We start from the raw sequence: 26,633 nt of genomic DNA on the forward strand, positions 1-26,633 counted from the left end.
AGGCATCATCCGCAGGGGATGACCCCGAGATGCGGGACCTTGGTCCCTGCCCTCCGGACGCTGCCGCCCGCACGCTGGGTCGGGGAGGCAACCATGGGCCCACTGACCAGAGCACGGTTCGTGCGACTGCGCGCTCTCGGGATCGCCGCGAGCCTCGCCGCTCTGGCGACGGCCTGCAGCTGGGGCTCGCCCGGTGGCATGGTCGTCGGCTCGGGCGACCCCGTGTCCGAGACGCGCACCGTGGCGGAGTTCACGGCGGTGAGCGCGGGTGGTGGCATCCAGGTCGAGCTGGCGACGGGACCGCAGCACGTCGTCATCACGGCGCAGCCGAACATCCTCGCCATCACCACGGCCGAGGTGTCGGGCTCACGCCTCACCCTCGGCACGACCAGCGGCTACGTGACTCCTCAGGGCCTCGTCGTGAAGGTCACCGTGCCACACCTGGACGGCATCGAGCTGTCGGGCGGTGCCAGCGCATCCGGCACGGTGGGGACGTCCAAGGACCTGGCCATCCAGATGTCCGGGGGTGCCCGGACCACGGTCTCCGGCTCGACCGGCAACCTCGACCTCACGGCCAGCGGCGGGGCGCTTCCCGACCTGGGCGAGCTCCACGCGACGAACGCCACCGTCGACCTCAGCGGTGGCGTCGTGGCCTCGGTCGCCGTGAGCGGGTCCCTCAAGGGCTCGGCCTCGGGTGGCGTCGTGCTCACCCTGACGACCCGGCCGGCGAGCACCCAGGTCGAGACCTCGGGCGGCGCCGTCGTGCGCAACCCGTAGGGGGAGCCGTGGTCAGGGTGGTGGACACCCCTGGCCCGGAGACGTCAGCCCGCGTGCTGGACCTCCAGCTCCCCCGCGGCATACCGGCTGCGCAGCACCTTCTTGTCGAACTTGCCCACGCTCGTCTTGGGCACCTCGTCGATGACGGCCCACCGCTCCGGCACCTGCCAGTGGGCCACCCGGCCCTCGAGGAACTCGCGCAGCCCCTCGACCGTGACGCTCGCGTCGGGCCTCAGCACCACGGAGGCGAGTGGGCGCTCTCCCCACTTCTCGTCGGGCACGCCGACGACCGAGGCCTCGAGCACGTCGGGGTGCGCCATGATCGCGTTCTCGAGGTCGACCGAGCTGATCCACTCCCCGCCCGACTTGATGACGTCCTTGGCCCGGTCGGTGAGCTCGAGGTAGCCGTCGGCGGAGAGCCGGCCGACGTCGCCCGTGCGGAGCCAGCCGTCGTCGAACTTCGCTGCCATGTCGTCGAGCTCGGTCTGCGGCTCGGTCCCGTTGGAGTAGTAGGCGCCGGTGATCCAGGGGCCGCGCACCTCGACCTCGCCGACGCTCTCTCCGTTGGAGGCGACCACACTGCCGTCCGGGCCGACGAGGCGCGCCTCGACCCCGCAGAGGATGCGGCCCTGCGAGGCCTTGTAGCGCCAGAACTCCTCGGAACCGGCCTCGACACGCGCCGGCGGGAGCGCCAGCGACGCGACCGGAGACGTCTCGGTCATCCCCCAGCCGTGGATGATGTCGATCCCGTGGCGGTCGGCGAAGGCCCGGATCAACGCCGGTGGTGCGGCTGAGCCGCCCACCATGAGCATGCGGCACGTGGACACGTCGGTCTCGTGGCCGTCGAGGTAGTGGAGCAGGTCGTTCCAGATGGTGGGCACGCCGGCCCCACCGGTCACCCGTTCGGCGGCGATCATGGTGGCGAGCGGCTCAGCCTGCAGGTATCGGTCGGGCATCACGAGGGTCGCCCCGGTCACCATCGCGCTGTAGGGGTAGCCCCACGCGTTCGCGTGGAAGAGCGGCACGACGATGAGGAACCGGTCGGCCTGGGTGATGCCCAGGGACGCGGAGACTCCCATCGCGTGGAGGTAGTTGCTCCGGTGCGAGTAGACGACGCCCTTGGGGTGGCCGGTCGTGCCGGAGGTGTAGCACATCGACGAGGCGTCGTCCTCGGACAGGTCCTCGGGCCAGTCGAAGCTCGTGGGCTGGTCCGCGATGAGGGTCGCGAGGTCGTGGACGCCCTCCGTGTGCTCCGCGAGTGCGCTGCTCGTCGCCTCGTCGACGGGCCCGTTCAGGATGACGTGCCTGACCTCCGGAAGGTGCGGCAGCAGCCGGCCGAAGGCCTCGGCCAGGGTGTTGTCGACGAGGACGACCTGGCTGCCACCGTGCCGCGCGACATAGACGAGCTGCTCGGGGAAGAGACGGATGTTGAGGGCGTGCAACACCGCCCCCATCGAGGGCACCGCGAGGTAGGCCATCAGGTGCTCGGCGTTGTTCCACATGAACGTGCCGACCCGCTGGTCCCCAGTGACGCCGAGGCCGCGGAGGGCGTGGGCGAGCTGGGCCGCCTGTCGACCGAGCTCGCGGTAGCTGGTCCGCCGGGCGCCATCGGGAGTCCACGTGACGACCTCGCTGTCGCCGTGCATCGTGGTGCCGAACCGCAGGAGCGAGGAGATGAGCAGGGGGGCCGACTGCATGGTGCTCTTCATGTCCTGAGACTGCCACCAGTGCGCTTGGGCCGCATCCGGTTCGGACGCGGTCCGGGCGACCCCGTCCGCGGATCCGCGGGCCCCGGTGGCGCGGCAGAGGACCGTGGACACCACAAGCATTGAAGTGCCGCTGGAAACACGTCGAGGACGCGCAACGAGACGAAGACCGTGAGCAGACCGAGGGCCACCTGGAGGACCTTCGACCCTGTGCGATCCCGCCGCCGGGGAGCATGGTGGATCGTCGAGAAGGGGTGCGATCAGCCAGCCGTCCGACGAGGGGACCGAGATGCAACCGATCAAGGACGCCGCAACCGACTTCCTCAGTCAGCGCCGGGTCGCCGTCACGGGCGTGTCACGCGATGCCGGAGCCCACGGCAGCAATGCCGTCTACCGACGACTGCGCGACCGCGGCTACGAGGTGTTCGCGGTCAACCCGAACACGGAGCAGGTCGAGGGCGATCCGGCCTATCCGAACCTCACCGCCATCCCGGGAGGCGTGCAGGCGGTCGTCATCGGCACGCGTCCCGAGCGTGCCCAGGCAACGCTCGAAGAGTGCGCCGGACTCGGCATCAAGCAGGTGTGGATGCACCGCGGCCCAGGTAGCGGCAGTGTCTCCGAGGATGCCGCGGAGTGGGGGCGAGCGCACGGAATCACGGTCATTGCCGGCGGCTGTCCGCTGATGTTCAAGCCGACGTCTGACGCCAGTCACACGGTGATGCGGTGGATGTTCAGCCTCAACGGCAACGTGCCGCGGCAGGTCTGATCCGCTCTCCCGCATAGGCTCGTCGCGTGAGTTCCTTCGTCTATGCGGCAGCCCGAACCCCGTTCGGCAAGTTCAACGGCAGCCTCTCCGGGGTCCGCCCCGACGACCTCGCGGCGCACGCGATCTCCTCCCTCCTGGCCCGCACGCCCGGGCTCGACCCGGCCCGTGTCGACGACGTCGTGTGGGGCAACGCGAACGGCGCCGGCGAGGAGAACCGCAACGTCGGGCGCATGGCCGCGCTGCTGGCCGGGCTGCCGGTCAGCGTGCCGGCCACGACCGTCAACCGCCTCTGCGGGTCGAGCCTGGACGCCGTGCACGTCGGCTCGCGCGCCATCGAGACCGGTGACGCCGACATCGTGCTCACCGGTGGGGTCGAGTCGATGACACGGGCGCCCTGGGTGCTGCCCAAGCAGGCCAGGGCCTTCCCCGCCGGCGACGTCACCGCCGTCTCGACGACACTCGGCTGGCGCCTGGTCAACCCCCGGATGAACCCGGAGTGGACGGTCTCCCTCGGCGAGGCCAACGAGCGGCTCCAGCAGAAGTTCGGCATCTCGCGCGAGCGGCAGGACGAGTTCGCCGCGCGGTCGCACCGGCTCGCGCACCAGGCCTGGGACGACGGCTTCTACGACGACCTCGTCGTGCCCCTGCCCGCCCCCCGCGGCGCCGAGCCGCTGACGAGGGACGAGGGTATCCGGCCCGGCAGCTCGACCGAGAAGCTCGCCGCCCTCCAGCCCGCCTTCCGCCCCGACGGCACCATCACCGCGGGCAACGCCTCGCCGCTGAGCGACGGCGCCTCCGCCGTCCTCCTCGGGTCCGAAGCCGCGGCCGAGGCCATCGGCGAGAGCCCGCTGGCGCGCATCGCCGGCCGGGCGGCATACGCCCTCGCACCGCAGGACTTCGGCTACGCGCCCGTCGAGGCCGCCAACCTCGCGCTCCGGCGCGCGGGCATCGGCTGGGACGCCGTCGGCTCTGTCGAGCTCAACGAGGCGTTCGCCGTCCAGTCGCTGGCCTGCCTCGACGCGTGGAAGGTCGACCCCGACATCGTCAACACCCGCGGCGGCGCCATCGCCATCGGCCACCCGCTCGGTGCCTCGGGTGGCCGCATCGTCGGGACGCTGGCCAAGGTCCTCCGCGAGCGCAACGAGCGGTGGGGCGTCGCCGCCATCTGCATCGGCGTCGGCCAGGGCCTCGCCGTCGTCCTCGAGAACACTGAGGCGCCCTGATATCTGGGTCTCACACGTCGGGGCGCAGCGCGTGCTCCAGGTCGCGCTCGATGTCCCTGGCAGCGAGCGCGAGCGCCGCGCCCGATCGCGGTGACGCCGGTCTCGGTGCGGTCGTTGTTGATGGCGAAACCACCACGGCGCGCGCCCGCGAGGTCCTTCTCGACGGCGGCGAGGTCGGGGCGCTCGACCGGCCGCCCTTGCCGCCGGGCGTCGCTGTAGAGCTCGGCGAGCTCCTCGGGCGTCAGGTCGGCCGGCATCGTCTTGCCGCGCCTAGGCGACGTCACCGCGGGGCATCGGTGGCCCGAGGGTCGAGCAGCTGCGCGAGGTGCACCCCGCGCCGGTCCCGCAGATCGGCGATCTGGGTGCGGCAGGAGAACCCGTCGGCGAGCACCACCGCATCCGGTGCGGCGTCGATCGCGGGAAGCAGGTTCTGGCCCGCGACGGCCACGGAGACGTCGTAGTGACCGATCTCGACGCCGAAGTTGCCGGCGAGCCCGCAGCAGCCGGCCAGCGTCTGCACCGTCGCCCCGGTGTCCGCGAGGAGGTCGGCGTCCGACTTCCACCCGAGGACGGCGTGGTGATGACAGTGGGGCTGGGCGATGACCTGCGTGCCGGTCAGGTCTGGGCCCGTCCAGCCGGGCGTCTCGGCAAGCAGCTCCGCGAGGGTACGGACCTGTGACGAGACCAGGGCAGCGTCCTCGTCGCCGGGCAGCAGCTCGTGGACGTCGGAGCGCAGCACCGCGGTGCAGGACGGCTCGATCCCGACGATGGGCACGCCGGCGCGCGCGTCGGCGGCGAGCGCAGACACGGTGCGGCGCAGGATGCTCTTCGCGGAGTCCAGCTGGCCGGTCGTGATCCACGTGAGACCGCAGCACACCGAGCCGCTCGGGAGCCGCGGCTCGTACCCCGCGTCGCGCAGCACCCGGACCGTCGCCTCGGCGACCTCGGGCGAGAACGCGTCGGTGAACGAGTCGGCGAACAGCACCACCGGCTTCAGGTCCGACGGCCGCGGCGTGAAGGTCCGGCGGAACGGACGCCTCGGGAACAGCGGGATGGAGCGGCGCCGGTCGACGCCGGCGAGCCACAGTGCTGCCGGGCCGACAAGGGGCACCGTGAGCGCCCGGTTGGCCAGGCGCGGCATACGGCCTGCCAGTCGCGACCACATCGGCAGCTTCCCGAGCGAGTAGTGAGAGCGCGGGCGGAGCCGGCGTCGATAGGTCTGGTGCAGCACCTCGGACTTGTAGGTGGCCATGTCGATGCCGGTGGGGCAGTCCGACGCGCATCCCTTGCACGACAGGCAGAGGTCCATCGCGTCGTGCACCGACGGGTGCGACCAGGGCAGCTCGCCACGGACGACGTCCTGCAGCACGCGGGCGCGGCCCCGGGTGGAGTCCTTCTCCTCCCGGGTCGCGAGATACGAGGGGCACATGACGCCGCCGGCCGCCGAGTTGTCCGCCCGGCACTTGCCGACGCCGGTGCACCGGTGGACGGCCTGGGCGAGGTCCCCGTCGTCGTGCGGGTAGGCCATCGCCAAGTTCCGGACCGGAAAGTGACCGGTCGGTCGCACGTCCTGGTCCACGGGATCGGGGTCCACCAGCACCCCGGGGTTGAGCAGGTTCTCCGGGTCGAAGGCGTGCTTGATCCCGCCGAACAGGGCGATCGCGTCGGCGGAGTACATGTGGGGCAACAGCTCTGACCGGGCTCGACCGTCGCCGTGCTCGCCGGACAGCGATCCGCCGAATCCGCCCACGAGCCGGGCCGATTCGGTGAGGAACTCACGCATGACCTTCGTGCCGTCGGGCTGGTCCAGGGGCAGGTCGAGCCGCACGTGCATGCACCCGTCGCCGAAGTGGCCGAAGGGCGCGGAGGTCATGCCGTAGGAGCTGACGAGCTCGTCGAAGGCTGCGAGGTACTCGCCGAGGCGAGCGGGCGGCACGGCCGCGTCCTCCCATCCCGGCCAGGCCGGCTTGCCCGACGGGGCCCGTCCGGCGAGCCCGGCGCCGTCCTCGCGGATGCGCCAGAGGCGCGCCTGCACTAGAGGGTCGACGACGACAACGGCGTCGTCCGCGAGCCCCTCCGCCACCAGGCGTCGGCCGCGTGCGGCGACCTCGCCGAGCTCGTCGCCGGCGAACTCGACGAACAGCCAGGCGCGTCCGCGCGGGAGGGTCGGGATCGCGTCGGGTCCGCGGCGAGCACGGAGCACGTCGATGAGCCGGGAGTCCAGGCCCTCGCAGGACGTCGGCCCGTGCGCCACGACGGCGGGGGCGGCCTGTCCGGCCGCGACGATGTCGTGGAAGCCGAGGACGACGACGACGCGGACCGGTGCGTCGACGACGAGCTTGACGCTCGCCTGGGTGATGACCCCCAGGGTCCCCTCTGACCCCACGAGTGCCTGGGTGAGGTCGAACCGCTCGGGCAGCAGGTGGTGCGCCGCGTAGCCCGAGACCTGCCGGCCGAACCGGTCGAACTCGGTGCGCCCTGTCGACAGGTGCCGGGACATCACCGAGCGGACCCCGGCGAGCACGTCGTCTGCCCCCCGGGCGTAGGGCGCGCCTGACGCGTCGTAGCCGGTGGCCAGCGTCTGGCCGGCCGCGGTGAGCAGCTCGAGGCCGGCCACGTTGTCGGAGGTGCGGCCGTACGCGAGCGATCGTGACCCGCACGCGTTGTTGCCGATCATCCCGCCGATCGTGCACCGCGGGTGCGTCGACGGGTCGGGGCCGAAGCGTATGCCGTGTGGCGCGACCGCCCGCTGGAGGACGGCGTGCACCGTTCCCGGCTCGACGACGGCGGTGCGTGCCTCCGGGTCCACCGACAGGACCCGGTTCAGGTGGCGGGAGAAGTCCAGCACCACACCGCGGCCGACGGCATTGCCTGCCACCGACGTGCCCGCGCCACGCGAGGTGACCGGGACCCCGGTATCGCGCGCGACGGCCAGCGTCGCGGCGACGTCGTCCACGTCGCGCGGCCGCACGACGGCAAGCGGTGGGATCCGGTAGAGCGACGCGTCGGACGCATACATGCTGCGGGTCCCCGCGTCGGCACGGACCTCGAGCCCGACTCGCTCCAGCGCACGCACCACGTCAGCGGAGACCTCGATCATGGGTAACATGTTACTCATGGTCCGGCTGTCGCTCCCCCACGGCGCACCTTCGCTCGCCGACGCGGTCGTCGACGCCGTCCGCGCGGGCATCACCGCCGGTGAGCTGGTCCCGGACGAGACGTACTCCGTCTACCAGTTGGCCGACCTGCTCGACGTCTCCCGCAGCCCGGTGCGGGAGGCCCTGGTGCGGCTGGCAGAGGCCGGGCTCGTGCAGATCAACCGCAACCGCGGGTTCCGGGTCGTCATCCCGCAGGCCCGCGACATCGAGGAGATCATCGACATCCGCCTCGCCCTCGAGCCGGCCGCCGCCCGCCGCGCCGCCGAGCAAGCCACCGACGGGGAGCACGCCGCGATCCGGGCCGCCTTCGAGGCGATGGGCGCAGCGGTTGGCGACGAGGCGACCTTCTGGGTCGCTGACCACGACGTGCACGATCGCCTCATGCGGGCCGGAGGCAACCGGCGGGCGGCCGCGGTCATCGACCGGCTCCGAGCCACGACCGCACTGCTCGGGTCGCCCACCACGACCGCAGGACGGACCCTGCACCAGATCTGCGCCGAGCACGAGCCGATCGTCACCGCGATCCTCCGCCGCGACGGCGCCGGCGCCGAGCGAGCCATGCGCCGCCACCTCGAGCACACCGGCCGGCTGCTGGCGCGCACGCTGCACCGAGCCCCGCTCGAGATCGCCCAGGACACCCCGCTCGAGACCCCGGGTCGTCTCACGGGACGCCCCGGATCGCGGTCCGACCGCGGGATGGGGCAGCCTGAGAACCCACACCACCACCAGCTCGGCCTTCCGGCCGACGGACCGAGAAGTCCTCTAGGGAGACACGCGTGAAGGTACTGCTGCTCGAGAACATCCACACCGTCGCGGCGGAGACGTTCCGCCGCAACGGCTTCGAGGTCGAGCTCCGTTCGGGATCGTTGAGCGAGGCCGAGCTGGTGGAGGCCTTGCGTGGGGTGTCCGTGCTGGGGATCCGGTCGAACACCAAGGTGACGCCGGCCGTCCTGGATGCCGCCTCCGACCTGCGTGCCGTCGGCTGCTTCTGCATCGGCACGAACCAGGTCGACCTGACTCACGCGACGGAGCGCGGCGTGGCTGTCTTCAACGCCCCGTTCTCCAACACGCGCAGCGTCGTCGAGCTGGTTCTCGGCGAGGTGCTCGCGCTGGCCCGTCGCCTCCCGGAGAAGACGCAGCGGATGCATGACGGGATCTGGGACAAGTCGGCCAAGGGCAGCTACGAGACGCGCGGTCGCACGCTGGGGATCGTGGGCTACGGCAACATCGGGACCCAGCTGTCCAACGTGGCCGAGGCCATCGGCATGCGTGTCGTCTTCTTCGACACCGCGGACCGTCTCGCGCACGGCAACGCTCGCCGCATGGGGTCGCTCGACGAGCTGCTCGAGGAGTCCGACGTCGTCAGCATCCACGTCGACGGCCGGCCCGGGAACGCGGGTCTGTTCGGGCCCGAGCAGTTCGGCAAGATGAGGCCCGGATCGGTGTTCATCAACGCCTCCCGCGGGATGGTCGTGGACGACCAGGCGCTGCGCGAGCACATCCTGAGCGGGCACCTGTCCGGTGCGGCGATCGACGTCTTCCCCGTCGAGCCGAAGGCCCAGGGCGACCTCTTCGAGTCCCCGCTGCGGGGTCTCGACAACGTGATCCTCACCCCACATGTGGGCGGGTCGACCGAGGAGGCGCAGGAGGAGATCGGAACGTTCGTGGCGACGAAGCTCAGCGGCTACGTGACGACCGGCGCCACCTCGCTGTCGGTCAACTTCCCCGAAGTCGCGCCCGCGCCCCGTGACGGGGCTTTCCGCATGGCCCTGCTGCACCGCAACGTGCCAGGGGTGCTCGCGTCCATCAACCGCACCCTGGCCGAGGCCGGCGCCAATGTCGTCGGGCAGTCCCTGGCGACCCGCGGCGAGCACGGCTACGTCGTGACCGACACGGACGTGCCCGTCGCCACCGAGACCCTCGCCTCGCTCCGGCACGTCGCCGAGGCGGTTCACCTGGAGGCGTGGGACAGCGAGCCACAGTGACGAGCGGGGAGCCTGGAGAGGCGGGCCGAGCCGACGACGCGGGTGGACGCACGGACCGCGAGGGTCCTGGCCCGCACGTGAGCCGGCTCGAGCCCCTGCCGCCCTCCCGACTCGGCCCCGAGGCGCGGCGCCTCTATGACGCCATCACCCAGGGCCCCCGTGCCACCGGTCCGCAGCACTTCGCGCTGACCCGCGAGGACGGGGGGCTCAACGGCCCGTTCAACGCCTTCCTCCTGAGCCCAGGCCTCGGTGCGGCCCTCCAGGGCGTCGGGGCCGCCCTCCGCTACGACGGCACCCTCTCGGCCCGCTCCCGGGAGATCGCCATCCTCACGGTGGCCACGGCGTGGGACAGCGCCTTCGAGCTCGAGGCACATGAGGCGGTGGGGCGAGCGGTCGGCCTCAACGAGGGCGAGATCGACGCCCTGCGAGCGGGCGACGTGCCCGACCTGGCCGACCGGCACGAGGCGGCCTGCGCGCGCCTGGCCCGGGCCATGACCCGAGGAGACGTGTCCGATGCCCTGTGGCAGGAGGATGCCGAGCTCGTCGGCGCCCCGACGGTCTTCGAGATCTCCACGATCGTGGGCTACTACTCCACCCTCGCCCTGCAGATGCGGGTCTTCCGGGTGGGCTGACCCGAGAGCGCCGCGGACGGGCGCTCCATGAGGTCCGGTCGTTGGCCAGATGCCGGACCTGTCCATGGCGTCACGGCGACGTGGTGACACCCTCAGACGGTGCGTGCCGTAGTCATCGATGCCGTTCGAGCCCAGCCGGAGGTCCGGGACGTGCCCAGGCCGACCGCCCCGCCATCCGGGGTCGTCGTCCAGGTCATGGCCACCGGGATGTGCCGCAGCGACTGGCACGCGTGGGCCGGCCACGACGACATCACCTTCCCCCATGTCCCCGGCCATGAGCTCGCAGGCGTCGTCTCCGAGGTGGGCCAAGGGGTCGAATCCTGGACCGTCGGCGACCGGGTGACGGTCCCGTTCGTCTGTGGCTGCGGTCGCTGCGAGTGGTGTCTCGCGGGGGCGGCGCAGGTCTGCCCCGCCCAGCAGCAGCCCGGCTTCACCCACTGGGGATCCTTCGCCGAGCACGTCGCGCTCCACGCCGCGGACACCAACCTGGTGGCCGTCCCGGACGAGGTCGACTTCCCGACGGCAGCCAGCCTCGGATGCCGGTTCGCCACGGCCTACCGCGCCCTGGTCGGCCGCGCGCGGGTCACGGACGGCGAGTGGGTCACCGTCGTCGGCTCGGGCGGCGTCGGACTCAGCGTCGTGATGATCGCCCGAGCGCTCGGGGCCCGTGTGGTCGCGGTGGACCGCAACCCCGAGCCCCTCGCTGTCGCAACGGCCCTCGGCGCCGAGCACACCCTGCTTGCCGATGGCTCCGACATCCCGGCCGCTGTCGCCGAACTCACCGACGGCGGAAGCCACGTCGCCGTGGACGCCGTCGGGAGCGAGCAGACGTGTGCCGACTCCATCCTCAGCCTGCGCCGTCGAGGCCGACAGGTGCAGGTCGGACTGCTGCCGCCCGTCGCCGGGCACCCGCGCGTGCCCATGGCCCGGGTCATCGCCTGGGAGCTCGACCTGCTCGGCAGCCACGGGATGGCCGCCACCGACTATCCCGGCATGATGCAGCTCATCCAGCAGGGCCTGCTGCAACCACAGCGGCTGGTCGAACGGACCATCGGCCTCGACGAGGCAGCCGCTCTGCTCCCGCGGTTCGACCACTCACCCGTCGCGGGCATGACCATCGTGGACCCGAGCCGCTGACGGCCCGCGCGGGAACGCCCCCGTCTCAGTGGCTGTCGCGGCCCGTCAGCTGCGCCTGGATCCGGCGGTCCAGGTCCTCCGCCGGGAGGTCGGCGTCGAGCCCCTCGATGACGAGGTGCGCCTGGGTCTGCGGCGACATCCCGTCGATGGGCTGGTCGCGGTCGAGGTTCGTCGGGAAGGCGTAGCCCTCGGCGCTGGCGGCGACGACGTTCTCGACCTCGCGACGCGGCATACCCGAGTCACGGGCTGCTCGCAGAGCCGGGTAGACCGCCTGCACGACCCGCGCCCGGTCGACGGTCTCCATGGCGCGCCCGAACGCCGAGCTGACCTGCAGCAGGTTCGCCATGCGTCGCACGTCGGTCGTGTGGTTGGTGCCGGCGGCGTGGAAGAGCGCCGGGTTGAAGAAGACGGCGTCGCCGGCCGACAGGGGCAGCTGCACGTGGTGGGCGACGAAGTAGTCCTGGAACTGCGGCTGCTGGTAGGCGACGTAGCCATGGGCGTACTTCTGGCTGTGGGGCAGGTAGAGCGTCGGGCCGGACTCCACCGGCATGTCGACGTGGGCCACCGCGCCCTGCAGGGTCAGCACCTGCGAGAGGGCGTGCACGTGCGCCGGGTAGGCCGCGCACGTCTGCGCGGACTGGAAGCCGAGGTGGTAGTCGCGGTGGACCGTCTGGCCGGCGCCTCCGGGGTTGACGACGTTGAGCTGCGAGGTGACCTGGTAGCCGGGCCCGAGCCAGGCCTGGGCTGCGAGTGCGACGGCGTCGTTGGCGTAGTAGTCGACGAACGCCTCGGGGTCGGCGACGGCGAGCTTCTCGAGGGCGTTCCAGATGCGGTCGTTGGCGCCCGGCTTGGCGAAGTGGTCGCCGGCCGCGGCACCGCTGGCGTGCTGCGCGGCGATCATCCGCTCGAAGGCCGCGGTGGCGCGGTCCAGGGGCTCGGCGTCGAAAGCGCCTGCCAGCACGACGATCCCGGGGCCGTCCGAGAGCGCCCGGGCCAGCTCCGCCTGCACGTCGCGACGGGAGGCGTCGTCTGCTGCCGTATGCCGCAGCGTGGCCCAGTCGTAGACGAGCACCTCCTGCTCGACGCGGGTCGCATGCGGGTAGTCGGCCAGGTCGGTGCGCGCGGCGAGCACCTCCAGCAGGTCCGAGAGCCGGGCATCCTCCGGTCGGATCCAGCTCGGCGACGAGCTGGTGGCCGTGGTCGTCATGGTGCCTCCTCAGGCAGGTGGGCGGTCACGGCGACAGCCGTGAGCGACGGCGCCAGGAAGGCGGGCCGCGCGTCCTGACCCACCAAGGATGCGCCCGGGCACGCCCGTCCGGCGCCGTCGAAAGCCCTCAGAAAGCCCTCACGGACGGATGCCCTGCAGCCCAGAGCCACACGGCGACGGTCGTCAGTCCAGACCGAGTCCACGCCGACCGGTGGCGTTGAGCTGCTCGACGGTGAACCGGTCCGGCCACGTGCGCTCGTAGTGCTCCTCCGGGAAGTCGCTCGGGCTGGAACCGCTGAGGAACGCCTCACGCACGCTGCCGGCATACCGCTCGTTGCGCTCGCACCACGGCGCGGCCGGGATGTACATGACGTTGCCCCAGCCCTGCTGGTCGGTGACGGGCGCGACGCTGTGGATCATGTCGCAGTGCCACCAGACGGAGTCGCCGGCCTGCACGTCGGGGATGCCACTCAACGCCTCCATGAGGAGCGGGTGCCATCGCTCGCTCGCAGGGAAGACCTGGTTGGTCGTGACACCGCACATGTCGTCGTCGGCCACGTCGTCGAGCAGCGGGCGGAGCATGAGGTATGCCATCGCCTCCGGGATCGGGACCGTGTGCAGGACGCCCTGGTCATGGGCCATGTCGGACAGGGCCGTCCAGCCCTGGAAGGTGCGGAAGGCCGAGCACATCGTGGTGCCCGGGTACTGCGGGCCGGACGTGCGGTGGGCGGCGTCCCAGGGGTCGTACTGCTCGACGCTGCCGTCGAAGAGGTGCCGGAAGGTCTGCTGGTAGCCCTGCGTCATCCACAGGTCGAGCGTGCCGGGGTCGGCGTGGGTCCCGAGGCCGTTCGAGTCGGCGCCCGGCGGACGGCGCCGGATGCGGTCCGGATAGAGCGAGTCGCGGTCGGGGTCGAACCACGTGACGCCGTCCGACTCGTGCTTCCACTGCGCGTTGAGCAGGGACTGCACGGTGGCCATCCGGTCGCTCTGGCGGGCTTCCATCTGTGCCGGGGACCAGTAGATCGGGTAGATCTCGGGCTTCGACCCGACGCTGCCGAAGAAGTCGTCGCCGGGACCGCGATAGCTCTCGAAGAAGGCGTTGCGCTCGACGTAGTCGACGATGCCGGCGTCCCAGCCCAGGGCCTGCTCCCGCGGGAAGTGCCCGCGGACGACGAGGCAGCCGCGGCGGCGCAGCTTGGCGAGCTGTTCCGGACTGACCGTGCCGTTCTCGATGTCGGAGTAGTCGATGACGGGCCAGACCGTCTCGCCCCGCTCGACGTCGCCGCGGATCTCGGCGACGCGCTCGGCGATGCGGGCCTCGACGACGGCGAAGACCTCCTCCACGGTGCGGCCGGAGGCCTCGATGCGGCCCCGGATCGCCTGCTTGACCTCGCGGATCGCCCCGGGCAGGTCGTCGGGGGTCGTCTCCCAGTGCGGGAGCGTGGTGGTGGGGGTGGTCGTCATGGCCGCTTCCTTTGGTGAGGAGTCCTTACGAGAACGAGGCTAGCGGCCTGCGCGACTTTGGGCAAGACTCCTAACTAGACTGGTCCCATGTCCTCCGCCAAACCGAGCCTCGACCTGCTGCGCGCCCTCACCGGGGAACACGTGCTGCGCACGCTGATGGAGCACGGTCGGTTGACTCGAGCGGAGATCGCAGCCCTCACCGGCATCTCGAAGCCCACGATCTCCGAGGGGGTGCGCCGGCTCGTCGAGGCCGGGCTGGTCATGGACACGGGAGAGCGCAGCTCGGGACGCGGCCGTGCGGGGACGTACTACTCGCTCTCCCCCGCCTGCGGCTCCGCTCTCGCCGTCAGCATCACCCCGCATGCGGTGACGGTGGAGGAGGTCGAGGCCCTCGGCAGCGTCAGCGCGGCCACGGAGGTCACCTTGGACCGCGAGCCCGGCGTGGGCGGCGTCGCGACGGCGCTGACCGAAGCCCTCTCGACGCTCGGCACCGGGACGGCAGCTGAGGGGCGCCTCCCCCGGCTGGCCGTCGTCAGCGTGGCCGACCCGGTCGACCGCCGAACGGGGCGTCCCGTCCACCTGCCCGATGCGCCCTTCCTCGTCGGCGACCTCGACCCGCGCTCTCTCCTGGCTGCCTTCGTCAGCGGACCCGTCCTGGTGGACAACGACGTGAACTGGGCTGCCCGGGCCGAGCAGTCCGCGGTCGCGGGAGGGGATGAGAGCGGGTACCGCGACTTCGTCTACCTCTACCTCGGCGAGGGACTGGGCTGCGCGGTGGTCTGCGACGGTGACGTGCGTCGCGGCCACTCCGGGCTCGCCGGCGAGATCGCTCACGTGCGGACGGTGGGGCCGCACGGTCAGGCCATTCCCTTCACCGAGGTCTTCGCGGAGCTCGGGCTGCGCCTGGCCGGCTCGACCGCCATCGACGTCGAGCTGCTCCGGAGGCGCATCGCCGATGAGGACAACGAGACCCTGCGAGCCCTCGGAGCCGCCGTTGCCGGCGTCCTCGAGGCGGCAGTCGCGTTCGCCGACCCGCAGTGCGTCGTCCTGGGCGGTGAGTGGGGGCGCGATGCACGATTCGTCGACGAGCTGCAGCGCTGCTCGGCCGCCCTCCCCCGACGGCTGCCCGTCGTCACCGCCGCCGTCACGGAGCACCCTTCCCTGGCCGGCGCGCGCGCCGCCGCGCTGGACCAGCTCCGATCGGCCATCATCGCCACGTCATCGGCCCAGCCGCATCAACCGGCCGGGCACCGACAGGGCTGACTCACCGTGGTCGTCGATGTCGCGGCGGTCATCCGGGGAGCTGGGCTGGGCCCGTCACTCACAGCAGCACGACGGTCCGGTGACCGTGCAGGACGACCCGGCCCTCGCAGTGCCACTTGACGGCGTTCGACAGGGCGCGGCACTCGGTGTCGCGTCCGGCCGCCACGAGGTCCTCCGGGCCGAACGAGTGGTCCACCTCGCGCACCTGCTGGGAGATGATCGGCCCCTCGTCGAGCTCGCTGCTCACGTAGTGGGCCGTGGCGCCGACGGTCTTGACACCTCGCTCCCACGCCTGGTGGTAGGGCCTGGCGCCCTTGAAGCTCGGCAGGAACGAGTGGTGGATGTTGATGGCCCGGCCGGTCAGCTGGGTGGTCAGGTCGTCGCTGAGGATCTGCATGTACCGCGCGAGCACGACGAGCTCGATCTCGAAGCGGTCGACGAGGTCGAGCAGGCGGGCCTCGGCCTCGGGCTTGGTCGCCGCGGTGACCGGAACGTGGAAGAACGGGATGCCGTGCCACTCCACGAGCGCCCGGTGGTCGGGGTGGTTGGACACGACGGCGGCGATCTCCATGGGCAGCTCGCCGATGCGCGAGCGGAAGAGCAGGTCGTTGAGGCAGTGAGCGAACTTCGACACCATGACGAGGACGCGCCTGCGGGCCGAGGCCTCACGCAGCTCGAAACGCATGGCATGGCGCTCCGCCACGGCGACGAAGGCCCCGCGAAGCGCATCGAGGCCCGGGTCGGCCTGGTCGACGGCGATCGTGAAGTGGACCCTCAGGAAGAAGTGCCCGCCCCGGACGTCGTCGAACTGCTTGAGCTCGTGGATGTCGCCGTGCTGCTCCATCAGGAAGCCGGACACGGCGTGGACCAGGCCTGGCGCCTCGGAGCAGTCGAGCGTGAGGACGTAGCCCTCCTGCTGCTGGGTGACGGCGCTCGTGACGGTGCTCATGCGTGTCTCCTCTCGTGGCCGACCCGGGTGCCTCGCCTCAGCATTCGACGACGTTGACGGCGAGGCCTCCTCGGGACGTCTCCTTGTACTTGATCTTCATGTCGGCGCCGGTCTCTCGCATGGTTTTGACGGCCTGGTCGAGGGTGACCTTGTGCTCGCCGTCGCCCTGCAGCGCGAGCCGGGCGGCGTTGACGGCCTTGACCGACGCGATCGCGTTGCGCTCGATGCAGGGGATCTGCACGAGGCCTCCGACGGGGTCGCAGGTGAGGCCGAGGTTGTGCTCGATGCCGATCTCGGCGGCGTTCTCGACCTGCTCTGGTGTGCCACCGAGCACGGCGCACAGCCCGGCGGCCGCCATCGAGCAGGCCGAGCCGACCTCGCCCTGGCACCCCACCTCGGCGCCCGAGATCGAGGCGCCCAGCTTGACGATGATGCCGACCGCCGCTGCGGTGAGCAGGAACTCGACGATCCCGTCGTCGTCCGCCCCCTCGACGAAGCGGGAGTAGAAGTGCAGGACCGCGGGGATGATGCCGGCGGCGCCGTTCGTCGGCGCCGTGACGATGCGGCCCCCGGAAGCGTTCTCCTCGTTGACCGCGAGCGCGTAGAGGTTGACCCACTCCATGGCCCACAGCGGGTCGGGCATCGAGCCCCCGCTGGCCCCGCGGGCGTCGGCCTCCTGGCGCCGCAGCCGCTCTCGCAGCTCGGGCGCGCGGCGCCGCACCTTGAGCCCGCCCGGCAGGGTGCGTTCCGCACGGGTGCACCCGCTCTCGACACACTCCTGCATGACACCCCAGAGGTGCAGCAGCCGCTCGCGCACCTCTCGCTCGGTCCGCCAGGCGCTCTCGTTCGCCATCATGACCCCGGCGATCGACAGCCCGGTCTCGCGGCAGCGCTCGAGCAGCTCGGCGCCGGTGCCGAAGGGGTGTGGCACCGGCGTGGTGTCGACGACGACCCGGTCCGCGCCGACGGCCTCCTCGTCGACGACGAAGCCGCCGCCGACCGAGTAGAACGTCCGGGCCCGGAGCGACCGCCCATCCTCGTCGAACGCCTCGAACGTCATCCCGTTGGGGTGCCCCGGCAACGTACGCCGTCGGTGGAGCACGAGGTCGACGTCGGGGTCGAAGTCGACCCGGTGGATGCCGTCCAGGGCGATCTTGCGGTCGGCCCGGACCGCGTCGACCCGGGCCACCGCGTGCGCGGTGTCGACGGTCTCTGGGTCCTCGCCCTCGAGGCCGAGCACGACGGCCCGGTCCGAGCCGTGGCCGTGGCCGGTCGCGCCGAGAGAACCGTAGAGCTGCGCCTGCACCCTCGCCGTCCGGTCGAGCAGGTCCGATGCGGCCAGCCCGGCGGCGAACCGCCGGGCTGCCCGCACCGGGCCGACCGTGTGGGACGACGACGGGCCGATCCCCACGGAGAACAGGTCGAGGGCGCTGAGCGACATCAGACGTACTCCCGCATCCCGTCGAGCAGCCAGCGCACCACGTGGGTCGCGAAGGACGCCCGCGGCATGACGCGCCAGGTGTCCTCGGCCGTACGCCACAGGATGACCCCCGTGGAGCCCAGCAGGGTCGCGACGGCAGTGCCGACCGGGAACACGCGTGGGTGCAGGTCGAGCTCACAGCTCTTCTCGAGCACGGAACGGGCGCGCGGTCCCGACAGCTCGAGCGTGGTGCGGTTGGCCGACACGTCGACCACCTGCCCGGGATCGGACCCGAGCGCGTCGGCCAGCCCACCGGCATACGCCTCCGAGGAGATCCCGGTGTCGGCCTCATCGGGTCCCACCGCGAGGAACTCGTCGGGCGAGAGCCACACCACCGCGAGGTCGCCGCCGTCGCCGGCCCCCGACACCTCGCCGACCCGGGTCGGCAGGTCGACGCCGAGGGCGTCGTCGAGGGCGCCGACGCTGCCGGGCGTGGCGCGGAGGGCGACCTGGGTCAGGAACGGGATCTCGCGGAGCCGCACCTGCTCGCCGGACCCGCGCAGCATCTCCTCGGCGAGGTCCTGGGCGGGGCTGCGCCGCAGCCCGAGCACCGCGGCTCGGTCGACGCCCGCCGTGCCGGCCGTGTTCCTCGTGCTCTCCACCGTCGTGTCCTCCGGTGCCGTCATCGTCATCGTGCGCTCAGCCATCTCGCCTGGCTCCTTCCTTGTCGTAGAGCACCGCGTCGGCCACCTCGACCTCGGCGAAGCGTCCTTCGAAGGACGCGATGAGCGTCTGGCCGATGCGGTCGCGACCGGCCTTGACGAGCGCAAGACCGAACGAACGGCCCAGCGCCTGGGAGTGGTAGCTCGACGTGACGTGGCCGAGCATCGGGATCGGTCGCTCCGGCAGGCCCTCCCCCGTGTAGCCGCCGAGCGCGTCGGGCTCGACGAGCTGGGCGCCCTCGGGCAGGCGCAGGCTCCGGTCGACGGGCAGCACGCTGACGAGCTGCTTGCGGTCGGCGGCCTTCTGCGACAACCGGGAGTAGGACCGGTTGCCGATGAAGTCCTTCGCCGTCGAGATGATCCAGTCCATGCCGAGATCCTGTGGCGTCACGGTCCCGTCGGTGTCCTGCCCGACGATCGGGTAGGCCTTCTCTGCGCGCAGCACGTGCATCGTCTCGGTGCCGTAGGGCGTGATGTCGAAGTCCGCGCCGGCCTCGGCGACGTCCTCCCACACCCGGAGGCCGTACCACGTCGGCACGTTGATCTCGAAGGCGAGCTCGCCCGAGAAGGTGATCCGGCAGATCCGCGCAGGGATGCCTGAAGCAAGCACCGTCTCGCGGAACTCCATGAACCCGAAGCCTTCTCGTGACACGTCGAGGTCGGGAGCCATCCGCGCGATGACGTCGCGGGACCGCGGGCCGACGACGGCGATCGTCGACCACTGCTCGGTCACCGACGTGCACACGACATCGAGCTCGGGCCACTCGGTCTGCGACCACTCCTCCAGCCACTCGAGCACCCGGGCGGCCCCGCCGGTGGTCGTCGTCGCGAAGTAGCGGTCCTCCGCGAGGCGCAACACGACGCCGTCGTCGAAGACCATGCCGTCGGGCTTGCACATGACACCGTAGCGAGCCTTGCCGACGCCGAGCTTCTTGTACGCGTTCGTGTAGATGCGGCCGAGGAACTCGCCCGCGTCGGCACCGCGGATCTCGATCTTGCCCAGCGTCGTGGCGTCCATGAAGGCAACACCCTCACGGGCGGCGCGGCACTCGCGGGCCACGGCCGCGTCCAGGTCCTCGCCGGCACGGGGGTAGTACCACGGCCGTTTCCACTGGCCGACGTCCTCGAAGAGGGCACCGTGCGCCTCGTGCCACGGGTGGATCGACGTCGTGCGTGCGGCGTCGAAGAGGTCGCCGCGGAAGCGACCGGCCAGCGCCGCGAACGCCACCGGGGTGAACGGGGCGCGGAAGGTCGTGTTGCCGATGGCGCCGGGTGTCGGCCGCTGCCCGCGTCCCGCGGACCTCCCGTCAGCGGCGTCGACGTGCTCGTCCTGTCCCGGCTGGCCGGGCGGGATGGCACGGGTGTCGTCACCCGACAATACGCGCGTCAGCAGGCCGATGGTGTTGACCGCGCCGATGCGGCCCTGGTCCACGCCGGTACTGATCGACGTGTAGCGCTTGACGTGCTCCACCGAACGCATCCCGGCACCGGTGGCGCGCAGCACGTCGGCCGCGGTGTTGTCGCGCTGCAGGTCGATGAAGTGAGTTGCGTAGCCTCCCTCGCGCCCCTCGACGACCCAGAGCTGCCTGGTGCGACCGGCGCGTGCGACGCGCTCCTCGGTCACCGCGGTGGTGTCGGACTCCTTTGCCCCACGGCCGGACTCACCCTCGAACCCGGCGGCGCGGGCGGCTTCCAGCCCGGCCGCGGTCCCCTCGACACGACAGCCGTCGGTCCAGTAGGTGCCGCACACGGCGCCGGCGACGTGCTGGTCACGGACGGGCGACGTCGGCACGAAGCCGGCAAGCTCGTCGTCCCAGTGCAACGCCCCCTGTCGCTGGCTGTGGAGGCTGACGTTCGGCGTCCACCCGCCCGACACCGCCACGACGTCGCAGACGATCCTCTCGGGATCGCCGACGATGGCACCGTCGGCGTCGATGCGGGCCACCCAGACGGCCTCGACGGTCACCTCGCCGTCGACGCCGACGACCGCGGACCCGGTGCGCACCGTGAGTCCTGCGGCGTCGGCTGTGGCCGCGACGGAAACGCTCGCGCCCTCGTCGCGCGCGTCGACGACCTGCACCGACGCACCCGTCTCGAGCAGCGCGTGGGCCGCTGCGTAGCCGGAGTCGTTCGTCGTGACGACGACGGCGGCGCGCCCCGGGAGGGCGGCGTAGCGGCGTACGTAGGTGGTGACGGCCGAGGCGAGCATGACACCGGGAACGTCGTTGTCCGCGAAGACGATCGGGCGCTCGAAGGCGCCGGTCGCGAGGACGACCTGAGCCGCCGTCACGTGCCAGATGCGCTGCCGAGGTATGCCGTCGCGTGCGGTCCCGTCTAGGTGCTCGGCCCGCTTCTCGACGGCGATGAGGTGGTTGTTGTCGTAGCTGCCGAAGGCCGTCGTGCGTGTCAGCACGCGGGCCTCGGGAGCGGCGTCGAGCTCGGCCCGGACCTGCTCGACCCACTGCGCGGCGGGAACGCCCTCCAGGACGTCGTCGGGCGAGGCGAGGAGGCTGCCGCCGAGGCAGAAGTCCTGCTCGAAGAGCACGACCCGGGCACCGGTGGCCGCAGCGGCCCGGGCTGCGGCAAGGCCGGCCGGCCCGGCGCCGACGACAGCGACGTCGACGTGGACGTGCATCTTGTCGTACTCGGCGGGGTCGGTCCGGTGGTCGAGCACGCCGATACCGTCGAGGAGGCGCACGTCGAGGCCGGACACGAGCTCGAGGGTCGTGGCCGGGAGCATCGACTCGTCGTGCTCGCCGCGGACGAGCACGAACGCGTTGGGCTCCTCGACACCGGCCGAGAGGATGCCGCGCGGCCGGCCTCGGTAGATGGAGTCGCCCACGCGCAGCTGGCCGTTCGCGACCAGGGCGGAGGCAACGGTGTCACCGGCGTACCCGGTCACGGTGGTGCCGTCGACGACGAGCTCGACCGGCGTGGCGCGGTCGATCGCTCCACCGGCGTCGAGGCGCTGCGGCTGGTTGGCTGCCATGGTCAGGCTCCCTTCCTGGTGTCGGGACGGGCTTCGCCGATGCGATAGACCGCGGAGATCTCGTAGGTGCGGGTGTCACGGACCGCGTTGAACCACTTGCGGCAACCGGCGGAGTGCACCCACCGCTCGGCGTAGCTGCCCCTGGAGTTGTCGCGGTAGAAGAGGTACTGCGCCCACTCCTCGTCGGTGAGGGCGTGCGGGTCCTCGGGGTAGGCCACGTGGGCCTGGCCGCCGTAGCCGTACTCGGTCTCGGGGCGGGGCCCGCAGTTCGGGCAGTCGATGATGAGCATCGGGGTCTCCTTGCGAGGCGATCTGTGGTGGGCGTCAGTGGGCCACGGCTGCAGCGCCGTGCTCGTCGATGAGGGCGCCGCTGACGAAGCGCTCGAGGCCGAAGCCGCGGTTGAGCTCGTGGGCCTCGTCGGTGGCGATCGTGTGCGCGTAGGCAAAGCCGGCTCCCGGCACGGCCTTGAATCCGCCTGTGCCCCAGCCACAGTTGACGTACATGCCGTCGACCGGCGACTTGCCCATGACGGGTGAGGCGTCCATGGTCACGTCGACGATGCCGGCCCACGTGCGCAGCAGGTGTGCTCGGCTGAAGGCGGGGAACAGCTCGACGGCGGCCGACATCTGGTGCTCGATGACGTGGAACGAGCCACGCTGCCCGTAGCCGTTGTAGGAGTCGATGCCGGCGCCCATGACGAGCTCGCCCTTGTGCGCCTGCGAGACGTAGACGTGCACGTGGTTCGACATGACGACGGTGGGGTGGATGATCTCGTGCAGCTCGGAGACGAGCGCCTGCAGCGGGTGCGACTGGATCGGCACGCGGAAGCCGGCGAGCTCGGAGAGCACCGAGGTGTGTCCCGCGGCGCACAGTGCCACCTTGCCGGCGTTGATCCGTCCCCGGCTCGTCTCGACCCCGGTGACCCGCCCGCCGTCGATGACGAAGCCGGTCACCTCGCAGTTCTGGATGATGTCGACACCCAGGTCGCTCGCCCGACGGGCGTAGCCCCAGGCGACCCAGTCGTGCTTGGCGATGCCGGCGCGCGGCTGGTAGGTGCCGCCCATGACGGGGTAGCGGATGTCGTCGCCGATGTTGATGATCGGGCAGAGCTCCTTGACCTGCTGCGGGTCGACCCACTCGGCATCGACGCCGTTGAGGCGGTTGGCCTCGACGCGTCGCACCGAGTCGCGGACGTCCTGGAGCGTGTGGGCGAGGTTGAGCACGCCACGCTGGGAGAAGAAGATGTCGTAGCCGAGCTCGTCCTCGAGGCCCTCCCACAGCTTGAGCGAGTGCTCGTAGATGGCGGCCGACTGGTCCCACAGGTAGTTCGAGCGGATGATCGTCGTGTTCCGGGCCATGTTGCCCCCGGCGATCCAGCCGCGCTCGAGCACGGCGACGTTCGTGATGCCGTGGTGCTTGGCCAGGTAGTACGCGGTGGCGAGGCCGTGGCCGCCGGCGCCGACGATGACGACGTCGTAGCTGCGCTTCGGCTCGGGGTTGGCCCAGAGGAAGTCCGGGTGCTCGGGGAGCTCACGCTGGTTCATCGTCACTGCACCTTCTCGAGGGTCGGGTAGAGGGGGAAGCGGGCTGCGAGGTCGTCCACCCGCGCCCGCAGGGACGCGAGCGTCGCCTCCGAGCCGTCACCGGCGAGCGCCGTGGCGATGACGTCTGCGACCTCGCCGAAGGCGGCCTCGTCGAAACCGCGGGTCGCGAGCGCCGGCGTACCGATGCGCAGGCCCGAGGAGACCATCGGCGGACGCGGGTCGAAGGGGACGGCGTTGCGGTTGACCGTGATCCCGATCGAGTGCAGGAGGTCCTCACCCTGACGGCCGTCGAGCTGGGAGTGGCGCAGGTCGACGAGCACCAGGTGCACGTCGGTGCCGCCCGAGATGACGCCGATGCCGGCATCCGTCACGTCGGGCTGCGTGAGGCGCTCGGCGAGGATCGACGCACCGGCGAGCGTGCGCCGCTGCCGGTCGCGGAAGTCGTCGCCGGCGGCGACCTTGAAGGCGACGGCCTTGCCGGCGATGACGTGCTCGAGCGGTCCGCCCTGCTGCCCCGGGAAGACCGCGGAGTTGACCTTCTTGGCGATCTCGGGGTCGTTCGTCAGGATGATGCCGCCGCGCGGACCGCCCAGCGTCTTGTGGGTGGTCGACGAGACGACGTGCGCGTGCGGCACGGGCGAGGGGTGCAGCCCCGCCGCGACGAGCCCGGCGAAGTGGGCCATGTCGACGAAGAGGTAGGCACCGACGGCGTCGGCGATGCGCCGGAACTCGGCGAAGTCGAGGTGCCGCGAGTACGCCGACCACCCGGCCACGATCATCCTGGGCCGGTGCTCGAGGGCGAGACGCTCCACCTCCGCCATGTCCACGACGTGGGTGCCCTCGCGTACGCCGTAGGCCACGACGTCGTAGAGCCGACCCGAGAAGTTGAGGCGCATCCCGTGCGTCAGGTGACCGCCGTGGGCGAGGTCGAGACCGAGGATGGTGTCGCCCGGAGTCAGCAGCGCGTGCATGACCGACGCGTTCGCCTGGGCGCCCGAGTGCGGCTGGACGTTGGCGTATGCCGCACCGAAGAGCGCCTTGACCCGCTCGATGGCGAGCGACTCGACGACGTCGACGTGCTCGCACCCGCCGTAGTAGCGACGGCCGGGGTAGCCCTCGGCGTACTTGTTCGTCAGCACCGAGCCCTGGGCCTGCATGACGGCGACCGGGGCGAAGTTCTCCGAGGCGATCATCTCGAGCGTGCCCTGCTGGCGGCCCAGCTCGGCCGCGATGGCTCCGGCGACCTCCGGATCGAGATCGGCGAGGTCCGCGTCGAGGACCGACTGGGTGATGGTGACCTGGGACATGAACCCTCCGAGCACTTGATATTACTGTTGTCGATGACTGATATATCATCTGGCTCGCAATAGTATGTCTGTCGTGACGGGCCGTCAACGGTCCGCCCAGCACGACTTACGACGTCGAACCAGGAGAATGAGCCATGACCGCAACGGCGCCCGCGCCTGTCTACAGCTCGCTCGCCGAGCAGGCCTACCAGGTGCTGCGCGACCGCCTGGTCATGCTCGACATCGCGCCCGGCGCTCCGATCAACGAGGCCCAGCTCAGCACCGACCTCGGCATCGGCCGCACCCCCATCCGCGAGAGCCTCAAGAAGCTCGAGCTCGACCGCCTCGTGGTCTCCTATCCGCGGCGGGGCACCTTCGCGACGCAGGTCGACATCACGGACCTCGCCGCGATCTCCGAGATGCGGCAGGTGCTCGAGCCGCTGGCGGCACGGCGGGCCGCCAGCGTCGCGCGCGCCGACATGCGCGCCGAGCTGGCCGAGAAGGCCCGACAGATCGCGTCGATGGGCGACGAGCCCGAGGACAAGCGGCCGCTGATGGAGTACGACATCGACGTGCACCGGCTGATCTACCGCGCGGCCGAGAACCCCCACCTCGAGGAGACACTCGTCCGGCTCGACAACCTGGCGACGCGCATCTGGTGCCTGGTGCTCGAGCGGCTCCCCTCGGTGTCGGAGCACATCAAGGAGCACGTCACGTTGCTGGAGGCGATCGTGGCCAAGGACGCCGACGGCGCGGCGGCGCTGGCCGCCTCGCACGTCGAGCACTTCGAGGAGGCCATCCGGGCGGTCCTCTGACGACTGCGAGCCGTCAGGGCCGGGGGTCGTCGCGCAGCTGGGCGCCTCCGCGGACCAGCCTGAGCGCGAGCGCGAGCGCCGCGAGCTGCCCCCGACCTCGCGGGTCGCCACCCAGAACCTGGAAGATCCGGCGCAGCCTCTTGTGCAGCGACTGCCGCTCGAGGAAGAGGATCTGCGCCGACTCCGTCGCGTTGCACCCGGTGGAGATCCACACGTCGAGGGTGCGCACCAGCTCGCCTCCGGACCGCTGGTCGAGCCGGACCAGCTCGCCGAGGGCCTCCTCGACGAGGGCGTCGACGACGCCACGCGACAGCGACCGCTCGGCCATCCGCTCCACGAGGAAGTCGGACGCGTCGTAGACGGCGTCCGTGCCCTTCGACGATCGGCCGAGCCGCCACGTCGTGCGGGCCTCCGCCAGCGAGAACGACGCCTGGCGCACCGTCGCGGCCGTGGGCCCGAGGGCGCCGGTCAGGCCGGTGCCCGCGACGGCTGTCCGCAACGCGATGAGGGCCCGGGCCCGCTCGGCCTGGGTGGCCGCGCGCAGGGGCATGAGGATCTCCAGCCACTCCCCGTGCGCCACGACGAGGGTCGAGGGGAGGGCGCGTCGGGTGCGCTGCTCGGTGTCGACGTGCCCGTCGGCCGGACGGCGCACCACCGCCATGACCAGGGGCTGTTCCGGATCGACCCCGCCTGCCTGGCTCAGCTCGAGGAGGCGCTCCCCTCCCCCACCGGCACCGATGAGCCGCACCAGCTCGTCCTCGGCGAGCCTGGTCAGACTCGGCCGGCTGTGCCGCGCGAGGGCCAGCGCGACGATGCTGCGCACTCGCGCCAGCACCGTCTCCAGCGTCTCCACGTCGGCATCGTCGCCCCCGACCAGCTCGAGCTGGGCAACGCCGATCCCGCTCACGGCCAGCTCCGCACCCAGCGATCGGGCCTCCGGGGGCTGCTCGGGCCCGGCCTGCCCGAGCAGGCCACCGCGGGTGTCGAGCACGCGGACGTGGACGCCGAGGGTCTCGGCGATGACCGCCAGCAACGGCTCCAGGGCGGTTCCGGAGCTCGCGAGGCGCTCGGTGAGCGCCTGTGAGAGCTGGTCGGCGATGCGCAGGGCCGCCACCTGGGCGGAGACGACGCGGCGGTTCACCTCCTCCGCGACCTCGACGAAGGGGACGACCTGGCGCAGCTCCAGCAGTGGCAGACCGGCCTCCTCCGCCGCCGCGACCAGCTCGGCCGGCAGGTGCCGCCCGGACCCGGCCGTCTCGACGGCCAGGGCGGCGACACCTCGCGACGCGAGGCTCCAGACGTACTCGACCTGCGCGGCCGGCTTGAGCGCGAGGAGCGCCACGCCGCCGGTGAGCAGCAGCTCGCCCCCCGACAGGAGCGGTGCGATCTCGAGCACCTCGCTGGAGTGCACCCACCGGACGCGTGTCGTGTCGACCGCGCGCTCGCCGGCGACCACCTGGGGTGCGCCCGCGGTGAGGACGCCGCTGGCGAGGATCTCGCTCAGAAGCAGGGACATACCGGTCAGGATCCCAGAGGCGGTGACACTTTGTCACCCGGTAAGGCCCCCAGAGGCGACACCGTGAGTCTGG

The 26,633-nt window shown here is 71.6% G+C and carries 21 protein-coding genes; 9 read left to right on the forward strand and 12 right to left on the reverse strand.

Annotated features, from left to right (window positions below; genetic code table 11):
• Positions 1 to 93: 93 nt before the first annotated feature.
• On the forward strand, positions 94 to 777 hold the full coding sequence (locus tag AB4030_RS19175) for a GIN domain-containing protein (protein WP_442280808.1): 684 nt from the start codon (positions 94 to 96) through the stop codon (positions 775 to 777).
• Positions 778 to 821: 44 nt separating this feature from the next.
• On the opposite strand, the gene AB4030_RS19180 is transcribed toward AB4030_RS19175, so the two are convergent.
• Entirely contained in the window at positions 822 to 2,486 is a 1,665-nt protein-coding gene (locus tag AB4030_RS19180; RefSeq protein ID WP_442280809.1) for a fatty acid--CoA ligase, read from the reverse strand.
• Positions 2,487 to 2,772: 286 nt separating this feature from the next.
• Between AB4030_RS19180 and AB4030_RS19185 the strand changes: the two genes are divergently transcribed.
• Positions 2,773 to 3,249 (forward strand): CoA-binding protein, encoded by a 477-nt coding sequence (locus tag AB4030_RS19185; RefSeq protein ID WP_442280810.1) that lies wholly within the window; start codon positions 2,773 to 2,775, stop codon positions 3,247 to 3,249.
• Positions 3,250 to 3,275: 26 nt separating this feature from the next.
• On the forward strand, positions 3,276 to 4,472 hold the full coding sequence (locus AB4030_RS19190; RefSeq protein ID WP_442280811.1) for a thiolase family protein: 1,197 nt from the start codon (positions 3,276 to 3,278) through the stop codon (positions 4,470 to 4,472).
• Positions 4,473 to 4,752: 280 nt separating this feature from the next.
• Here AB4030_RS19190 and AB4030_RS19195 read toward each other — a convergent pair whose 3' ends face one another.
• A complete protein-coding gene (locus AB4030_RS19195; RefSeq protein ID WP_442280812.1) occupies positions 4,753 to 7,572 on the reverse strand; it encodes an FAD-binding and (Fe-S)-binding domain-containing protein in 2,820 nt (939 codons plus the stop codon).
• On the opposite strand from AB4030_RS19195, the gene AB4030_RS19200 reads away from it, so the two are divergent.
• From AB4030_RS19200 to AB4030_RS19215, 4 genes are all read left to right on the forward strand, one after another.
• Positions 7,571 to 8,410 carry a GntR family transcriptional regulator gene (locus AB4030_RS19200; RefSeq protein WP_442280813.1) on the forward strand — a complete coding sequence of 280 codons (840 nt, stop codon included), beginning with the start codon at positions 7,571 to 7,573 and terminating at the stop codon, positions 8,408 to 8,410. The genes AB4030_RS19195 and AB4030_RS19200 overlap by 2 nt on opposite strands.
• Positions 8,407 to 9,615, forward strand: coding sequence for a phosphoglycerate dehydrogenase (serA, locus tag AB4030_RS19205; RefSeq protein ID WP_442280814.1), 1,209 nt, complete (start codon positions 8,407 to 8,409; stop codon positions 9,613 to 9,615). The genes AB4030_RS19200 and serA overlap by 4 nt, the downstream gene beginning before the upstream one ends.
• A gap of 77 nt (positions 9,616 to 9,692) precedes the next feature.
• Positions 9,693 to 10,247: a carboxymuconolactone decarboxylase family protein gene (locus tag AB4030_RS19210; RefSeq protein WP_442280815.1), complete on the forward strand. Its 555-nt coding sequence runs from the start codon at positions 9,693 to 9,695 to the stop codon at positions 10,245 to 10,247.
• 99 nt (positions 10,248 to 10,346) lie between these two features.
• Positions 10,347 to 11,384, forward strand: a complete 1,038-nt coding sequence (locus tag AB4030_RS19215; RefSeq protein ID WP_442280816.1) for a zinc-binding dehydrogenase — start codon at positions 10,347 to 10,349, stop codon at positions 11,382 to 11,384.
• Between the two features lie 25 nt (positions 11,385 to 11,409).
• Here AB4030_RS19215 and AB4030_RS19220 read toward each other — a convergent pair whose 3' ends face one another.
• Both AB4030_RS19220 and AB4030_RS19225 read right to left on the reverse strand, forming a co-directional pair.
• A complete protein-coding gene (locus AB4030_RS19220; RefSeq protein ID WP_442280817.1) occupies positions 11,410 to 12,591 on the reverse strand; it encodes a phytanoyl-CoA dioxygenase family protein in 1,182 nt (393 codons plus the stop codon).
• Between the two features lie 183 nt (positions 12,592 to 12,774).
• Complete coding sequence (locus AB4030_RS19225) at positions 12,775 to 14,055, reverse strand: DUF1479 domain-containing protein (RefSeq protein WP_442280818.1); 1,281 nt, start codon at positions 14,053 to 14,055, stop codon at positions 12,775 to 12,777.
• 87 nt (positions 14,056 to 14,142) lie between these two features.
• Between AB4030_RS19225 and AB4030_RS19230 the strand changes: the two genes are divergently transcribed.
• A complete protein-coding gene (locus AB4030_RS19230; protein WP_442280819.1) occupies positions 14,143 to 15,318 on the forward strand; it encodes an ROK family protein in 1,176 nt (391 codons plus the stop codon).
• Between the two features lie 58 nt (positions 15,319 to 15,376).
• Here the strand turns inward: AB4030_RS19230 and purU are convergent, their stop codons facing one another.
• Genes purU through glyA form a run of 7 tightly spaced genes read right to left on the reverse strand, consistent with a single transcriptional unit; the run spans position 15,377 to position 24,250 of the window.
• Positions 15,377 to 16,267 carry a formyltetrahydrofolate deformylase gene (gene purU / locus AB4030_RS19235; protein WP_442280820.1) on the reverse strand — a complete coding sequence of 297 codons (891 nt, stop codon included), beginning with the start codon at positions 16,265 to 16,267 and terminating at the stop codon, positions 15,377 to 15,379.
• 37 nt (positions 16,268 to 16,304) lie between these two features.
• On the reverse strand, positions 16,305 to 17,708 hold the full coding sequence (locus AB4030_RS19240) for an L-serine ammonia-lyase (RefSeq protein ID WP_442280821.1): 1,404 nt from the start codon (positions 17,706 to 17,708) through the stop codon (positions 16,305 to 16,307).
• The gene (locus tag AB4030_RS19245; protein WP_442280822.1) at positions 17,708 to 18,394 is read right to left on the reverse strand and encodes a sarcosine oxidase subunit gamma; all 687 of its coding nucleotides are present in this window, start codon (positions 18,392 to 18,394) and stop codon (positions 17,708 to 17,710) included. Before AB4030_RS19245 ends, AB4030_RS19240 begins: the two co-directional genes overlap by 1 nt.
• Positions 18,387 to 21,398, reverse strand: a complete 3,012-nt coding sequence (locus tag AB4030_RS19250; RefSeq protein ID WP_442280823.1) for an FAD-dependent oxidoreductase — start codon at positions 21,396 to 21,398, stop codon at positions 18,387 to 18,389. Before AB4030_RS19250 ends, AB4030_RS19245 begins: the two co-directional genes overlap by 8 nt.
• Positions 21,399 to 21,400: 2 nt before the next feature.
• Positions 21,401 to 21,688 (reverse strand): sarcosine oxidase subunit delta, encoded by a 288-nt coding sequence (locus AB4030_RS19255; RefSeq protein ID WP_442280824.1) that lies wholly within the window; start codon positions 21,686 to 21,688, stop codon positions 21,401 to 21,403.
• A 34-nt stretch (positions 21,689 to 21,722) separates the two neighbouring features.
• Positions 21,723 to 22,943, reverse strand: coding sequence for a sarcosine oxidase subunit beta family protein (locus AB4030_RS19260; protein ID WP_442280825.1), 1,221 nt, complete (start codon positions 22,941 to 22,943; stop codon positions 21,723 to 21,725).
• 2 nt (positions 22,944 to 22,945) lie between these two features.
• Positions 22,946 to 24,250, reverse strand: coding sequence for a serine hydroxymethyltransferase (gene glyA / locus AB4030_RS19265; RefSeq protein ID WP_442280826.1), 1,305 nt, complete (start codon positions 24,248 to 24,250; stop codon positions 22,946 to 22,948).
• 134 nt (positions 24,251 to 24,384) lie between these two features.
• Here glyA and AB4030_RS19270 point away from each other — a divergent pair, with 134 nt between their 5' ends.
• A complete protein-coding gene (locus tag AB4030_RS19270) occupies positions 24,385 to 25,044 on the forward strand; it encodes a GntR family transcriptional regulator (RefSeq protein ID WP_442280827.1) in 660 nt (219 codons plus the stop codon).
• Positions 25,045 to 25,057: 13 nt separating this feature from the next.
• Here the strand turns inward: AB4030_RS19270 and AB4030_RS19275 are convergent, their stop codons facing one another.
• Complete coding sequence (locus tag AB4030_RS19275; protein ID WP_442280828.1) at positions 25,058 to 26,560, reverse strand: PucR family transcriptional regulator; 1,503 nt, start codon at positions 26,558 to 26,560, stop codon at positions 25,058 to 25,060.
• Between the last annotated feature and the right edge of the window lie 73 nt (positions 26,561 to 26,633).

The organism is Terrabacter sp. 2YAF2 (genome assembly GCF_052114705.1).
Classification (GTDB): Bacteria; Actinomycetota; Actinomycetes; order Actinomycetales; family Dermatophilaceae; genus Terrabacter.

What these genes read in the sequence shown, in the direction of transcription:
- AB4030_RS19175 (WP_442280808.1), top strand. Translation starts at nt 94, where the DNA reads ATGGGCCCACTGACCAGAGCACGGTTCGTGCGACTGCGCGCTCTCGGG.
- AB4030_RS19180 (WP_442280809.1), bottom strand. Translation starts at nt 2,486, where the DNA reads ATGAAGAGCACCATGCAGTCGGCCCCCCTGCTCATCTCCTCGCTCCTG.
- AB4030_RS19185 (WP_442280810.1), top strand. Translation starts at nt 2,773, where the DNA reads ATGCAACCGATCAAGGACGCCGCAACCGACTTCCTCAGTCAGCGCCGG.
- AB4030_RS19200 (WP_442280813.1), top strand. Translation starts at nt 7,571, where the DNA reads ATGGGTAACATGTTACTCATGGTCCGGCTGTCGCTCCCCCACGGCGCA.
- AB4030_RS19195 (WP_442280812.1), bottom strand. Translation starts at nt 7,572, where the DNA reads ATGATCGAGGTCTCCGCTGACGTGGTGCGTGCGCTGGAGCGAGTCGGG.
- AB4030_RS19220 (WP_442280817.1), bottom strand. Translation starts at nt 12,591, where the DNA reads ATGACGACCACGGCCACCAGCTCGTCGCCGAGCTGGATCCGACCGGAG.
- AB4030_RS19225 (WP_442280818.1), bottom strand. Translation starts at nt 14,055, where the DNA reads ATGACGACCACCCCCACCACCACGCTCCCGCACTGGGAGACGACCCCC.
- AB4030_RS19230 (WP_442280819.1), top strand. Translation starts at nt 14,143, where the DNA reads ATGTCCTCCGCCAAACCGAGCCTCGACCTGCTGCGCGCCCTCACCGGG.
- purU (WP_442280820.1), bottom strand. Translation starts at nt 16,267, where the DNA reads ATGAGCACCGTCACGAGCGCCGTCACCCAGCAGCAGGAGGGCTACGTC.
- AB4030_RS19240 (WP_442280821.1), bottom strand. Translation starts at nt 17,708, where the DNA reads ATGTCGCTCAGCGCCCTCGACCTGTTCTCCGTGGGGATCGGCCCGTCG.
- AB4030_RS19245 (WP_442280822.1), bottom strand. Translation starts at nt 18,394, where the DNA reads ATGGCTGAGCGCACGATGACGATGACGGCACCGGAGGACACGACGGTG.
- AB4030_RS19250 (WP_442280823.1), bottom strand. Translation starts at nt 21,398, where the DNA reads ATGGCAGCCAACCAGCCGCAGCGCCTCGACGCCGGTGGAGCGATCGAC.
- AB4030_RS19255 (WP_442280824.1), bottom strand. Translation starts at nt 21,688, where the DNA reads ATGCTCATCATCGACTGCCCGAACTGCGGGCCCCGCCCCGAGACCGAG.
- AB4030_RS19260 (WP_442280825.1), bottom strand. Translation starts at nt 22,943, where the DNA reads ATGAACCAGCGTGAGCTCCCCGAGCACCCGGACTTCCTCTGGGCCAAC.
- glyA (WP_442280826.1), bottom strand. Translation starts at nt 24,250, where the DNA reads ATGTCCCAGGTCACCATCACCCAGTCGGTCCTCGACGCGGACCTCGCC.
- AB4030_RS19270 (WP_442280827.1), top strand. Translation starts at nt 24,385, where the DNA reads ATGACCGCAACGGCGCCCGCGCCTGTCTACAGCTCGCTCGCCGAGCAG.
- AB4030_RS19275 (WP_442280828.1), bottom strand. Translation starts at nt 26,560, where the DNA reads ATGTCCCTGCTTCTGAGCGAGATCCTCGCCAGCGGCGTCCTCACCGCG.